This is a genomic window from Peribacillus sp. FSL M8-0224 (genome assembly GCF_038003055.1).
GTDB classification, from domain to species: domain Bacteria; phylum Bacillota; class Bacilli; order Bacillales; family DSM-1321; genus Peribacillus; species Peribacillus frigoritolerans.
Genome location: NZ_JBBOOJ010000001.1, coordinates 4,494,520 through 4,507,638, shown reverse-complemented (window position 1 = coordinate 4,507,638; position 13,119 = coordinate 4,494,520). Strand labels below are relative to the sequence as shown.

Sequence of the window (13,119 nt, the reverse complement as noted above, 5' to 3'; positions counted from 1 at the left end):
AAAACCAGGAGATGATACTTATGAAATATCCACTTACACCAGATGTAAAGCCAGAGTTTTGTACAACAGGAACTTTTATGCGTTTACCTTCTCAAAAGCATGATGCAAAGCTGGCAATTGTAGGTATGCCTTTTGATACAGCTGCTTCTTTTCGGGTAGGAGCCAGGTTTGCTCCTCAAGCCATTCGCCAATCATCCATGACCCTGTTTCCCTATCATCCGATTCATAATGTATATCCTTTTGAACAAATGAATGCCATTGATATTGGCGATATCCCTGTTATTCCCCATAATATTCATCGAAGCTATGAGCTAATGAAGGAATCCATTCATGAATTGATGTCCAAAGGGGTCATACCGATTGGATTAGGAGGAGACCATTCGGTTACTTTAGCTAGTTTACGAGCTGCGGCAAAGGTATATGGGCCTGTAGCCATGATTCACTTTGATTCCCATACAGATACCTGGGATACATATTATGAGGAAAAATATTGGCATGGATCTCCTTTCATTCGTGCCCACGAAGAAGGTTTGCTGCAGGCAGATAAAGTGTTTCAAATAGGAATCCGCGGCACGCTAAACCACTCTGGAGATTTACAGGCAAGCCTCGATTTAGGCTATCGCCTGATTACAACTGGTGAACTTTCCAATCGTGGATTTGAAGATGTTTTGAAAGAGATTAGAAAAACGATTGGTAACACCCCTTGTTTCTTGACATTTGATATAGATTTCGTTGATCCTTCTTTTGCCCCGGGAACAGGTACACCTGAAATAGGTGGGTTTAGCAGCTATGATACATTAAAAATGATACGATCCCTAACTGAATTTAACTTTATAGGATATGACGTGGTTGAAGTGCTGCCTTCATATGATCCAAGTCAAATCACTTCACTTTTAGCGGCAACACTTGTACATGAATTTGCCAGCCTGGCAGCATTAGGTGCGAAAGAAGATAATTAAAATCACTTTAACTTAAAAACAGCCATTTATTTAATAAAGGAGGCACCTCTTTGCGATGAAAGGATTACCCGAGCTTAAGCGTTCACTGAATACAAGATATGTAATTGTATTTGGACTTTCCTTTATGGCGCCTGTGACAGTCTTTAGCACATATGGCATCGCTATTGACCGTACCCATGGAATGATTCCGACAGCATACATAATCGCGTTAATTGTCATGCTATTCACTTCATATAGTTACGCAAAAATGGTTCAGGTATATCCCACTACCGGTTCAGCTTATACCTTTGTGCAGAAAGGAATTAACTCACACCTTGGTTTTCTGGTAGGATGGGTGATTTTATTGGATTATCTTTTCAGTCCTATGATCAGCGCTTTACTTTTTGGGATTATGGTGAATGCTTACTTCCCTGGTATTCCTATCGTTGCCGTTATCATTTCCTTTATCATTGCTGTGACAGCGATTAATATTTTTGGGATTAAGGTCGCTGCAAATGTGAATACCTTTTTGGTGATATTTCAATTTCTTTTTATCATGATCTTCAGCCTGCTTTGCATAAATGGACTTTTAGCAGGAAAAGGCACCGGAGAGTTGTTTTCTAAGGATCCTTTTTTTAGTCCAGACGTGAATATTAATAATCTGTTTTCGATTGTACCTTTATTATGTTTTAGTTTTCTTGGGTTTGATGCGGTTACTACACTTGCAGAAGAAACCAAAAATCCGAAAAAAACACTTCCTAAAGCTATTTATGCTACGACATTGATTGGAGGGTTATTATTTGTTGCAGCTACCTATTTTGCACAATCGATTTTCCCGAATTTCAATGCTTTTAAGAACCCTGATACAGCTATAGTCGATATCATGATTTATACCGGGGGTAATTTTCTGAATAGTTTGTTCATTTCTGTCGTAGTGACATCCGCCACTGCCTCTGCGATAGCTTCAGGAGGCAGCGGAGCCCGGATTTTGTATGCAATGGGGAGAGATAATGTTCTGCCTAAGCGGATTTTTGGATATGTTTCCCCAAAATTTCAAACTCCCATATTCAATATCTTGATCATTGCTTGTATTGCAATGAGCGCCGTATTTTTGGATATCGCAACGGCTACTTCTTTCATTAATTTTGGAGCACTGTTTGCTTTTACCTTCGTTAATCTTGCTGTGCTTTTCCATTATTTTGTGAGACAGAAGCAGAGAGCTCCTAAAAGTATCATTTTATATGTTCTTCTTCCCTTAATAGGCACCGGCATAACTATATGGTTTATGACAAAGTTGGATATCCATTCATTAGCATTAGGAATCACTTGGATGACAGTAGGGTTCATTTACTTATTGTACTTAACAAAAATGTTTAAGGAACGTCCTCCTGAACTGAATTTTGCAGAGCAAAAAGAAGAATTCGATGTAAAACTAGTGCAATGATCATTTACTGTTTTATTATTTTGAATGAAAAGAGGTAAACTTCATGACTATTAAAAAAGCGGATATTGTACTTTCCAGCGATGCTATTTTCACAGGGCTTACACATGAGCCAATGTCTGGGGCAATAGCTATCTTAGGTGACAAAATTCTGAGTGTAGGATCAAAAACAGAGATTGAACCTTTTATAGGAAGTGGGACAAAAGTATTTAACTATGGAAATCAATTGATTATGCCTGGATTTCATGATTTTCATCTCCACATTATGTTTAGTGCACTAAGTTTAACTAGTATTAATTTATTTGAAGCCAGGTCAGCTCAAGAAGTGGCTGCAAAAGTACTGGAATTTTCTAAAGAATGTCCTGGGGAAGAATGGATTATCGGCATGCAATGGGACGCAGGTTATTGGCATGATAAACAAGAGCCCCATTATAAAATTCTTGACGCTGTCATTCCAGATCGTCCTGTCGTTCTTTTTCATGCTGAAGGTCATTATACATGGGTAAACAGTAAGGCCATGGAATTAGCAGGGGTTACTGAGGAAATACGTGATCCGGATTTTGGTCGCTATGAAAGAGATAAGAATGGTTTACTTACTGGGATTTTATATGAAGATGCCCAGCAAATCGTTTTAAAAGAGGCATTACGGTTAACACAAAATAAAAAAGAAACGATATTAAAAGAGTTTTTACGATTGTTATCGCAATATGGAATTACTTCTGTAAACGATTTGTTTGCGCCAATAGATGACTTCCTTCAAGACTATGATCTTTTTGAGAAATTGGATAAGCAAGGAGAATTATCGACTAGATTTCATATCACTCCTGAATTGGATGGCAATTTGGACAAAGCCCAAATACTGAGAAATAAATATGAATCAAAGAAACTACAATTCTCAGGATTAAAACAATTCGTTGATGGAACAGTCACGGGTCATACCGCTTACTTCCTGAAACCTTACTCCGATCAAGTGGATATTTGCGGTCATCCAGCTCTAGATCCAGAAGTATTGATTGATCGAGTTGTTAAAGCGGATGAACTTGGATTTAGAATCAGGTTTCACGCTATTGGAGATGCGGCAATTCGTTTAGCTTTAGACGCTTTTGAAGAAGCTGTACGCAAGAATGGAAAAAGAGACTCAAGGCATACAATCGAGCATATTGAAGTAATCGATTCGGATGACATTGAACGTTTTTCAAAACTGGGGGTCATTGCCTCGAAGCAGCCTGATCACATGGCTGCTTCATCAAGAGAGGTATATTCTTCAATAATAGGTCCTGAAAGGGAAAAAAATGTGTTCCTGACGAAGTCGCTATTAAATACAGGTGCATCTTTAGCTTTAGGAACAGACTTTCCGGTTTCCATCTCATTAAATCCAATGCGGCAAATATATACTGCGATTACTAGAGTGGATAGTAGCGGAGATTCACAAAACACATGGCACCCTGAACAAAAACTCACTTTGGCAGAGGCATTGCAAGCATATACATATGGCTCAGCCTATGGATGTTTCAGGGAGCACGAGCTAGGTACAATAGAAGAGGGGAAACTTGCTGACCTTGTGGTTTTAGACAGAAATCTATTTGATATTCCAGAAAGTGAAGTGCTCAAAACTAAAGTGGAACTTACAATAAACGATGGGAAAGTTGTGTATAAAAGCGAAGAAACCTCTTTAACAAGCATATTCTAATTCTTATTTTTTAGAGAAAGAACCATGTTCCAGGTGTTAAATATTTAGTTTGAAAAAGGAAATGAGTTTATAATGAAATTAACTGATGTTGGATAGTTTGGAGGCTCATTATGACAAAAAATGAAATTAAAAACATTTCCTTGACTCTTTTTACCAAGTACGGATATGAGGGAACTGCTTTATCGGAAATTGCCAAGAGGGTAGGTATACAAAAACCCTCAATCTATAACCATTTCAAAAATAAGGATGACCTTTTCTTGTGTCTGTTTGAAGAAATCCTGGAAGAGCATATACACCAGGTCGAACAATTTGTCGAAGAGATAAATACCCTCTCTTCTGAAGAAAAGTTAAAACACATCCTTCTTGATACTTGTAACTATTATAAAAACCATGAAGATAAAGCAACATTTTTAAAGAGGGCAATGATCTTCCCGCCGGAGCATTTGAAGCACATTTTAAATGAAAGTTTCCTTAGATCTGAAGAATCATTTTCCGCTATCTTACATGCTATCTTTGTCGAAGGAATCGACAAAAAAGAAATACGCCAGGGGAAAGTCGAGAACTTAATCATGTCCTATTTCTGTTTGATTGATGGGATATTCATGGAATTTTCTTATTATGGTAAAGAGAATATGGAACCTAGAATTCAGAATATATGGGAAAACTTTTGGTATGGACTAAGTGGATGATACGTTCAAAAAGTTCATGCTCTAAAACTAGATCTACGCTCCAGGCACTCGCTTTCCGAGGGCGGTCCGCCCTCGGCGCCTATGCGCCTGTGGGGTCTCCCCTGTACACGCTTCTCTCGCAGGAGTCTCGTGCCTAAAATCGAAGTCTCTTCCAATACCCTGAAATTGGTAAAATCGCCATCAAACATATAAAACGATTCCCAAAATGGTCAGTTGTTCTTTCTCAGTCAACACAACTTATGATAAACTTATATTATCAGAATTTTCCAAATGATAGAACGTTCATTGTTCCGTTAAAGGGCCAGTTTAATTGAACAATGAATTGGCATGACACCTTGGTTAGTTATCTAAAACACGTCGAAAATGAATGTTGACCAAAGGGATTATCTATTAAAGGGATTAAATGGGAGGGAATGGAGAATGGATGTAAAGACCCTTTTGTTACAACAATGGGCAAGCTGCTTAGATGAAGAAGACTGGTTTCCACCACTTGAGAAAGTGCTAGAGGATATTACTTTTGAACAGGCAATTTGGAAACCAGCTGATGGGGCAATGAATTCCATTTGGGAATTAGTTTGTCATTTACTTTTCTATGAAAAGAGATTTCTGATGCGGTTTCTTGGTGAAACAGAGAATGAACCACAGGCAGAAAATAATGAATCTACATTTCGTTTACCAAATGAGACGTTAGAAAATTGGAAAGAAACAAAACAAGAATACTTTTATGTTCATCGTGAACTTGGAAAAATACTAGCAAAATCAGAACATGAAGATTTGTATAGACAGGTCCCGGGAGAAGATAATTCATTAGTGCTTGAACTGAAGAGTTTAGCCATGCACGACGCATATCATATTGGGCAAATTGTATTCCTTAGTAAAATGCAAGGAGCTTGGCCAGAGAAACGCAGCTTTTAAAAATGCTACATTAGCTTTACAGTTATTCCATTATAGGGAGCTTTAATGGAATAAGAACGGGAACGTCCAAATCGGACGTTCCCATATTTTATACCTGAAAAACAATAATCCTGCTTTTTATAGAGAAGAAGCCCTCATTGGATGGAAGAAATTTACGACACTCCTGCCGAAAAACTGGCTAGCCGAGACCCCACAGACGCTTGCTTTGATGCGGCTTGGCAGATAGTCGGCGGAAAGGGAGCGGGATTCTGAAATCAGCTGGAATTTGTCTGCAGAAAAGCTATGTGAATATAAGATTTCACATAGCTTTTATTTTTGGTTATGCGATTGGGCTTCTGTGCATTTGGGAAGAAACAGTCATTGGATGGAAGAAATATGCGACACTCCTGCCGAAAAACTGGCTAGCCGAGACCCCACAGACGCTTGCTTTGATGCGGCTTGGCAGACAGTTGGCGGAAAGGGAGCGGATTTCTGAAAACAACTCGAATTTGCCTACAAGTAAACTCACAATTCCTTTGTCTTAATCCTTTTGATTAACTCTTCAAACCAAGATATTGTGTGATCTGTTCTGGTCGAAAAATAACCAGCCAAAAATTCACGAATATTCTCGTTGCCTTTAGGTTCTGGCTCGAAATTCCCAAGCTGCTCCCAAATAGCCTTGATGGACTTTACTTTTCTTTCTAATATATCGACTACTTTATCCCGGTCCACATACTTGATGTTGGCTAAACCAACAATCATATCCTTGATTTCATCCGCATTTTCAAATAATTTATAGATTTTTTTGGGTAGTTCTTCGCGACCCTTATCCGTAATCGCAAATACCTGTTTATCAGGCCGATGTTCTTCTTTTATCACTTCAACTGGCTCGACTAAACCTTGTTTCACCAATGATTCAAAATGGTAGTACAGTTTACTTTCCGTTAATCCGCCCAGGCGATCCAATGGAATGGGTTCTGAAAGCTGCTTTTTTAATTTATAAGGATAATTTTTATCCTCCATCAGCTTGCTCAATATAAAAATTTGAATAGACATTTTCTACGCTCCTTTAAGAAGTATTATCTCCTTATTGTAGCAAAACCTAAGCTGTGATTTCTGCCGCTTTCTTTTCAACTTCTGTTTCAGAAACCTGTACTGGCATCGGTTTGTGCAAAAACGCGACAATAGCCATATTAATTAACATCGCAATGGCACCTACCGCAGCCATTGACCAAATATACGGACTTGGACTGATGCTGCCAAATAGGTTTGCAAAGTAAGCTTGCACCGAGTAATACATCGGTGAAATGTGGCTCATCCATTCATATGGTGCGTGCATCATATCACGTGTGATGGTGGCACCATTCGCTATTGTTTGCATTAATAAAATCGGTAAGTTTAAAATCATGCCGCCTTCACCAAATAAGAAGATTAAAATCGCGGTGAAATTAAAACATACCATATAGTTCAGTATTTGTTGACCTACTATACCAAAGAATAGGTCACCGCTCGGCTTGTCAATTAAATAGGCTACACCTACAGCGATGATTGATGAAACCACGGCAATCAATAATGCAGCCATTTGCACATAAGTGAATAAACGTGTTTTGCTTGCTTTTCCCCGGCTGGCTCTAAATGCACCTACTAATTGCATGGCCCCGATCATTGCCCCTACATAACCGGCCATTGTTAAGAACATCGGCAGCATATTATGATTCATGCCATCAGGTATTTCGTTGATTGTAACGACATTTCCTACATAGGATTTCTCAATCTTTTCCGCTAATTCAGCAGCTTGCTTTTCTGGTACATTAAAGTTCATCAATACGCCCTGAGCTGTTTGTTGCGAGAATTGTGTGCTTAACTGACTATTAATTTCAGTTACGACAGAATTCATGGTAGAAGAAACGACTGTTGCGCCTGCCTCATTGATTGTAAAGTCGATGCTTGATGACGCTTCACCTTTTTGAATATTTTCAGAGAAGGTTTTTGGGATGTGTACGACTAATGCTAAATCATTGAGCTCCAAATCTTTTAAGGCTTGTTTATTTGTTATATCCGTCTCGATTTCTTTAAAGGGTAAATTTTCTTGTAAATTTTCGGCGATCATTGCACCATTTTTACCAGCATCATCATTGATGATGGCGATAGGTAATTTATCGACATTTCCTGGAATGGCTGTATACCCAGGCAAGAAGATGCCTAGCATGGCAACTGCATAGAAAATCCCCATAAAGATTGCCGCTGTTGCACCTCTTGTTTTTAAGAATGCAGTAAATTTCATATGTTGAATCCATCCTTTTGTTTTAAAGTATATTACTCAATTTAAAGTACTCAAGTTAGAGTAGTTTAAAAGAAGTACTTAGAATTTTATTTTATTTTTTACATAAAGTCAATCGAAAAATTTTATGTTTCCTTATTCAAAAGAAAAACCCCCGACACTTTGTTGGGGGGAATTTGTTATTTAGATTCCATCGGAAACCTTGTGTGCAAAAAAAATCCTTCTCTGACTAGCATATAGGATCTTGATTTCATTCCATTAAGACACCCATTTTCTCGGTGTTACTAAACGAGTTAATAACAGCCTCTACTGAAGGAGAGTGTCATTTTCATAAATAATGACATTAGTGCAGGCTGTTTTTCATACGATATATTTGGGGTGAAAAAATGCCGAGAGTAAGTTATCGAAGTTCAGACGTTGATTTAATGGCAAGGATGATGAGAGCTGAAGCCGAAGGTGAAGGACTGCAAGGTATGTTGTATGTTGGAAATGTAATTGTTAATCGTCTTAAGGCAAATTGTTTAGACTTTAAAGAGTTAAGAACAATTCCACAAGTCATTTTTCATGTACAAGGAGGAAATTATTCTTTTGAAGCTGTTCAAAAAGGGAATGTATTTTATCAAAGAGCGAGAACTGCTGAAAAAAGATTAGCAAAACAGAATTTGGATTATTGGAGGCAACACCCAGGGAAATATGCGCTTTGGTATTTTAATCCATATGCTCCATGCCCTCCGACATGGTACGATCAACCTTTTGCGGGTCAATTTAAAAATCATTGTTATTATGAACCAAAACCTGGAACATGTGAAAGTGTTTATACAGGAGGTTAGGCTGTTATTTCATTTCAAGGAGCAGATCAGCAGCTCCTTTTTTTTATGCAACAATCGGGCACTCCAATAAGGTTTTTTTTGGTAAAATAAAGGGGGGAATGAGTTGTTGTTAGGAGGATTTTTAGTGAAGGCTATAATATTTTATATTGTTGGGGTATTCATTCTCTATATAGTTATTGAAACAGCAGTGAGAAGAGGAATTAACCATTCAAATATTGGTCAATTTCTTGAAAAAAAGTATGGAATGAAAGAAGATAAAAAGTCTTTTCTTGATGATGATTTGGATAATGAAAATAAGGAGGATTATTAAAACAAGGGAGGTTGCTGCGGCAACCTTTTTTTAGGGGAAGTTAATGTACGACCCCTTTTTATAAAAACAAATTCAACAAGAAAACAATGATTTTCCTAAAACAGGCTCCAGTTTGTCGGAAAGCATACTTAATCAGCATCTTTCCCAGGGCGGCGAAATTCGGCGTAGTAGACCTTTCTTTTTTTTGGTTCGGATTCAATATTTTCGATGAATGCTGTTTTGGCTTTCTCCAGTAACAACCCCTTTAGTTCCCGAAGCTTTATTGGACCCACTCCTGGCATCTTATCAGGTATATGTACTTCGAAATCCCCCTGGCGTTTATAAAAGCGGATGCTAGCAAGCCCCGTTCTTTCGGCTTTCCCCAAGGTATATGCAAATTCAAATTGCTGCTGAATGAATGAAGATAACTCAGGCAGCCCTAAACCTTCATAGAGGGGAGGGAATTCATGATAAACGGGAGGTTCTTTGAACGATATTGAAGAAATCTTCAAATGGATACTCCTCCTTTGGCGGAATAAAGAAAGACATACGTTGCCTATATTATTGTGCTATGGGCCAATTTTTTAAACATCCATACAGAGGTCTTGTGCTTTCCGGTAAAAATCCCATCATGGGGCCAGTTCATGTCTTTAACTCCTGTAAACCACCATCTACTGGCTGCATAATCAACAGGGTAAACTTACCCGTTGTAAGTTGATAAAATGGATTGTAATTCGATAATATCTTCATAGTTCGCCGTTGACCACTCTTATCTGATGAATAATGTATTTTTACTTTGCTGGATTTTTGTAAGGAAATTTTGGATGCGGTGATTCTGCTTATTTTTAAATGCTGGATATTGAACAGTCCAATCTTGATTTGGTATCTTCGGAAAATCATGGACGGAATCTATCTTATAGTGGCTATCATGAATAAAATGTGCTTTTGATGGTTGAGTACCCCCTGGTTCAAGAACAACATTTCCTTCATCAACAAAATGAGCTAGTATATTTTTCTCATGCATATTTTCTAACTCCATATATCCCTCAAATTTATTCTTTAATCTTTTAGAACAAATAATGGAAAGGAAATGGGAGCCTTTCTAAATAACACTGTTGCTGCTCAAAATCCTAACATATTTCTTTTAAAAGATATGCATGTACGGGGTTAATTTAATAATTATTATATAAAACATAACAAAAAATCACGGTCCCTTTATACGGATATAAAATTCTAGAGTTATTCTTAATTTACATCTAGAGGGAGGGATCCGAAGTTGTCAAAATTTCAGGCCATAACTTCTTTGTTCATCTTGGTATTTATCATCATTTTCGTATCTTATAAAATCACTGCTTTCTCATCCAATCATCCCACAACGAATCATTCCACATCCAACCGCTACATTCAACTACAATTATTAGGCGTTAATGATTTTCACGGCCAACTAAACAAATATCAATTGGTTTCAGGAACCATGGCAGGCGGTGCTGAATACTTGGCTGCCTATTTAAAAAAATATAAACAAGAAAACCCAAATACATTACTTGTTCATGCTGGTGATATGGTAGGAGGAAGCCCTCCGATCTCTTCTCAATTTCAAGACGAACCCACGATTGAATTTTTAAACCTCCTGCACTTTGATGTCGGGACACCTGGAAATCATGAATTGGACGAAGGCGTAAATGAAATGAAACGTCTTATTCATGGAGGATTCAATAAAAAAACAGGGTATTTTCAAGGTGCCAATACTGCTTACAGTTCTGCAAATATCATCGACAGAAAGTCGGGCCTTCCCTTGTTACCACCGTATGTTATTAAACAAATGGACGGAATTGATATTGGTTTTATCGGTGTGGTCACAAAAGAGACCAACATGTTTGTGTCCCCTGAAAATCGAAAAGAAGTAGAAATTACGGATGAAGTTTCAGCTATTAACCGAACCGTAAAGATTTTAAAGGATAAAGGGATCAAAGTGATTGTTGTACTGGCACATAATTCAGCTAAATCAGAAAAGGCAGGAGCAAATTCCACTGGAGCTTTAGTGGATATGGCTCCAAGAATCGATGATGAGGTAGATGTCATTTTTGCGGGTCACAGCCATGAATATGCCAATACCGTTGCAGCCGGTAAACTGATCGTTCAAGCTTATTCTAATGGGAATGCCTTTTCTCAAGTAAATCTTGAAATTGACCCGCATTCTAAAATTATTGTTAAGAAACAAGCAAAGATCATTGCCACTTCACATCAACATATAAAACCGGATGAAGAAACGGTTGCTCTTTTAAATAAATATAGAAAAAGATTAGGGAGCAAATTTAGTCAGGTAATAGGGGAAATGCCGGAAGAAATCAGACGAAATCAAGATGCATACGGTGAATCCCCATTAGCGAAAATGATTGCAGAATCTGAGCGCGAAGCCATGGGGGTAGAAATTGCTTTTGTCCATCAAGGCGAAATGCGGAAAAGCTTAAAAAAAGGGAAGATCACGGTAGAAGACCTTTATACAAACGTGCCTATGGGTCATAGTGTCAGTAAGTTAATTTTAACAGGAGAGCAGATAAAACTTGCTTTAGAACAGCAGTGGACGAAGGAATATGAAAATAGGTTACAAACGGTTGGCTTAACGTATGATTGGGAAGCCAAAGCTCCAATTGGCAGCAAGGTTGTTGTGCTGAAAGACAAGAATGGTCAAAAGATTCAGCCAAACAACGAATATGAAGTAGCGGTGAGTAATTATTTAGCTTCAGGCGGTGATAACTTCACTGCATTTGAACAAGGCAGACTCGTAGAATCCGGTCCGCAAGTTGTCACTGCACTTATACGTCATATCCAACAGAAGTATCCTCCCCATTCATTGAAAGAATGAAGGGGAAACATAACGGGTGCGTTTCTGTAATAAGCAGGAACGCCTTTTCCCTAATGTAAGCACGTTAGTTCAACAACAAGGAATTTGCCTTCATCCTAGGGAAATATAGTAATGGACTAAAGGGGCAGTATAGTTGAAGAAGGAACTTGAAATGTAAATCTCGAATATCTAATGTAATCGATAGATGAAAATTGGATGACAGACAGGAGTTAGATACGATGATAAAAGGTTTCGGAGGAATATTTTGGAGAACCAAGAATCTTGAAGTTGTAAAAAAGTGGTACAGTGAAGTGTTGAAGATTGAAATAGAAAATTGGAATGGGACTGTGATAAAACCGCAATTAGGAAATGAAACGATCTTTTCTTTCTTTACCGAGAATGACAGTCATTTTCCAACAGAACAACAAGTGATGTTAAATTTCGAAGTACATAATCTAAACGAGACTATTAAGCATCTTGAACATATTGGTGTACCTCTTGCAAAGAAAAAGGAGATTAGTGAATTTGGAAAGTTTATTTGGATTGAAGATCCTGAAGGTCGACTGATCGAGCTTTGGGAGAAATAACGAGTTGTCATTCATTTGAAAGGAGTTCTACAAATGACCGAACAGCTAATTGTAAGAGATGAGATACTCATTGAGGCGAATTCTCAGAAAGTCTGGGAAGTGCTTACTAAACCCAAATACGTTGCAGAATGGGATGAACTACCAGAAAATTATCCTAATGAAGATATGACCGAGGGAAGTAAGGTGATTTGGGATCTCCCTAATGGCGGTCAGTCAATCACTAAAATCATTAGAGCAGTTGTGCAGAAAGAATTAAAAATCGCTTTGCACGTTTCAAATTGGGAAGTAAAACCGAATGAAGGTGATGTCGCATATAATTATCACTTAAAAGATAAAGGCGATAGTACTCTGCTAAGAATCGAGATTGGTGATTTCTCCCTGATTAAAGACGGAAAAATGTATTATGATGCATCTATGGAATTTGCATCTAATTCTAAACAAATAATTAAGAAGTTATCCGAAAATCTTGGCTGATTAGACATACCTGGATTTCCTTCATGAACTCACGGGTGCTTTAATTCAAAAAGGGAGCTGCTTCGGCAGCTCTTTTTCTTATGGAGCTAAAGGCAGAATAGTTCAACAAGGGTATAGGCATATATGGTAAAGTTATACAGAATGAAGAAGCGGAAATTGGA

15 protein-coding genes are annotated in these 13,119 nt (G+C 37.9%); 11 read left to right on the top strand and 4 right to left on the bottom strand.

The features are described from left to right. Positions 1-20 precede the first annotated feature (20 nt). The 6 genes from speB (at position 21) to MKX49_RS21835 (ending at position 6,197) form a co-directional block, all read left to right on the top strand. Positions 21-959, top strand: a complete 939-nt coding sequence (speB, locus tag MKX49_RS21860) for an agmatinase (protein ID WP_048680023.1) — start codon at positions 21-23, stop codon at positions 957-959. A gap of 55 nt (positions 960-1,014) precedes the next feature. Next, positions 1,015-2,382 carry an APC family permease gene (locus MKX49_RS21855; RefSeq protein WP_340877763.1) on the top strand — a complete coding sequence of 456 codons (1,368 nt, stop codon included), beginning with the start codon at positions 1,015-1,017 and terminating at the stop codon, positions 2,380-2,382. Between the two features lie 43 nt (positions 2,383-2,425). After that, a complete protein-coding gene (locus tag MKX49_RS21850; protein WP_340877762.1) occupies positions 2,426-4,069 on the top strand; it encodes an amidohydrolase in 1,644 nt (547 codons plus the stop codon). Between the two features lie 110 nt (positions 4,070-4,179). Then, positions 4,180-4,758: a TetR/AcrR family transcriptional regulator gene (locus MKX49_RS21845; RefSeq protein WP_048680032.1), complete on the top strand. Its 579-nt coding sequence runs from the start codon at positions 4,180-4,182 to the stop codon at positions 4,756-4,758. Between the two features lie 420 nt (positions 4,759-5,178). After that, positions 5,179-5,673, top strand: coding sequence for a DinB family protein (locus tag MKX49_RS21840; protein WP_323598528.1), 495 nt, complete (start codon positions 5,179-5,181; stop codon positions 5,671-5,673). Between the two features lie 284 nt (positions 5,674-5,957). Next, positions 5,958-6,197 (top strand): hypothetical protein, encoded by a 240-nt coding sequence (locus MKX49_RS21835; RefSeq protein WP_340877761.1) that lies wholly within the window; start codon positions 5,958-5,960, stop codon positions 6,195-6,197. Here the strand turns inward: MKX49_RS21835 and MKX49_RS21830 are convergent. Continuing rightward, positions 6,178-6,708: a PadR family transcriptional regulator gene (locus tag MKX49_RS21830; protein ID WP_340877760.1), complete on the bottom strand. Its 531-nt coding sequence runs from the start codon at positions 6,706-6,708 to the stop codon at positions 6,178-6,180. The two genes, MKX49_RS21835 and MKX49_RS21830, sit on opposite strands and share 20 nt — an antisense overlap. Positions 6,709-6,754: 46 nt before the next feature. After that, on the bottom strand, positions 6,755-7,936 hold the full coding sequence (locus MKX49_RS21825) for a YhgE/Pip domain-containing protein (RefSeq protein ID WP_340877759.1): 1,182 nt from the start codon (positions 7,934-7,936) through the stop codon (positions 6,755-6,757). Positions 7,937-8,319: 383 nt separating this feature from the next. On the opposite strand from MKX49_RS21825, the gene MKX49_RS21820 reads away from it, so the two are divergent. Together MKX49_RS21820 and MKX49_RS21815 are read left to right on the top strand one after the other, a co-directional pair. After that, positions 8,320-8,763 (top strand): cell wall hydrolase, encoded by a 444-nt coding sequence (locus MKX49_RS21820; protein WP_034310870.1) that lies wholly within the window; start codon positions 8,320-8,322, stop codon positions 8,761-8,763. A gap of 124 nt (positions 8,764-8,887) precedes the next feature. After that, positions 8,888-9,073 (top strand): hypothetical protein, encoded by a 186-nt coding sequence (locus MKX49_RS21815; RefSeq protein ID WP_340877757.1) that lies wholly within the window; start codon positions 8,888-8,890, stop codon positions 9,071-9,073. Between the two features lie 128 nt (positions 9,074-9,201). Here MKX49_RS21815 and MKX49_RS21810 read toward each other — a convergent pair whose 3' ends face one another. Both MKX49_RS21810 and MKX49_RS21805 read right to left on the bottom strand, forming a co-directional pair. Next, positions 9,202-9,564: a hypothetical protein gene (locus tag MKX49_RS21810; RefSeq protein WP_340877756.1), complete on the bottom strand. Its 363-nt coding sequence runs from the start codon at positions 9,562-9,564 to the stop codon at positions 9,202-9,204. A 257-nt stretch (positions 9,565-9,821) separates the two neighbouring features. After that, complete coding sequence (locus tag MKX49_RS21805) at positions 9,822-10,130, bottom strand: DUF1796 family putative cysteine peptidase (RefSeq protein WP_340878597.1); 309 nt, start codon at positions 10,128-10,130, stop codon at positions 9,822-9,824. A 198-nt stretch (positions 10,131-10,328) separates the two neighbouring features. On the opposite strand from MKX49_RS21805, the gene MKX49_RS21800 reads away from it, so the two are divergent. The 3 genes from MKX49_RS21800 to MKX49_RS21790 all read left to right on the top strand — a co-directional run bounded on the left by MKX49_RS21800 (position 10,329) and on the right by MKX49_RS21790 (position 12,958). Further along, positions 10,329-11,918 (top strand): bifunctional metallophosphatase/5'-nucleotidase, encoded by a 1,590-nt coding sequence (locus MKX49_RS21800; RefSeq protein ID WP_340877755.1) that lies wholly within the window; start codon positions 10,329-10,331, stop codon positions 11,916-11,918. Between the two features lie 218 nt (positions 11,919-12,136). After that, positions 12,137-12,484, top strand: a complete 348-nt coding sequence (locus MKX49_RS21795; RefSeq protein WP_063596040.1) for a VOC family protein — start codon at positions 12,137-12,139, stop codon at positions 12,482-12,484. A gap of 33 nt (positions 12,485-12,517) precedes the next feature. Next, entirely contained in the window at positions 12,518-12,958 is a 441-nt protein-coding gene (locus MKX49_RS21790) for an SRPBCC domain-containing protein (protein ID WP_340877754.1), read from the top strand. Positions 12,959-13,119: the final 161 nt, after the last annotated feature.

Excerpts from the sequence above, each read along its gene's own strand:
- speB (WP_048680023.1), top strand. The coding sequence starts at position 21 with ATGAAATATCCACTTACACCAGATGTAAAGCCAGAGTTTTGTACAACA.
- MKX49_RS21855 (WP_340877763.1), top strand. The coding sequence starts at position 1,015 with ATGAAAGGATTACCCGAGCTTAAGCGTTCACTGAATACAAGATATGTA.
- MKX49_RS21850 (WP_340877762.1), top strand. The coding sequence starts at position 2,426 with ATGACTATTAAAAAAGCGGATATTGTACTTTCCAGCGATGCTATTTTC.
- MKX49_RS21845 (WP_048680032.1), top strand. The coding sequence starts at position 4,180 with ATGACAAAAAATGAAATTAAAAACATTTCCTTGACTCTTTTTACCAAG.
- MKX49_RS21840 (WP_323598528.1), top strand. The coding sequence starts at position 5,179 with ATGGATGTAAAGACCCTTTTGTTACAACAATGGGCAAGCTGCTTAGAT.
- MKX49_RS21830 (WP_340877760.1), bottom strand. The coding sequence starts at position 6,708 with ATGTCTATTCAAATTTTTATATTGAGCAAGCTGATGGAGGATAAAAAT.
- MKX49_RS21825 (WP_340877759.1), bottom strand. The coding sequence starts at position 7,936 with ATGAAATTTACTGCATTCTTAAAAACAAGAGGTGCAACAGCGGCAATC.
- MKX49_RS21820 (WP_034310870.1), top strand. The coding sequence starts at position 8,320 with ATGCCGAGAGTAAGTTATCGAAGTTCAGACGTTGATTTAATGGCAAGG.
- MKX49_RS21795 (WP_063596040.1), top strand. The coding sequence starts at position 12,137 with ATGATAAAAGGTTTCGGAGGAATATTTTGGAGAACCAAGAATCTTGAA.
- MKX49_RS21790 (WP_340877754.1), top strand. The coding sequence starts at position 12,518 with ATGACCGAACAGCTAATTGTAAGAGATGAGATACTCATTGAGGCGAAT.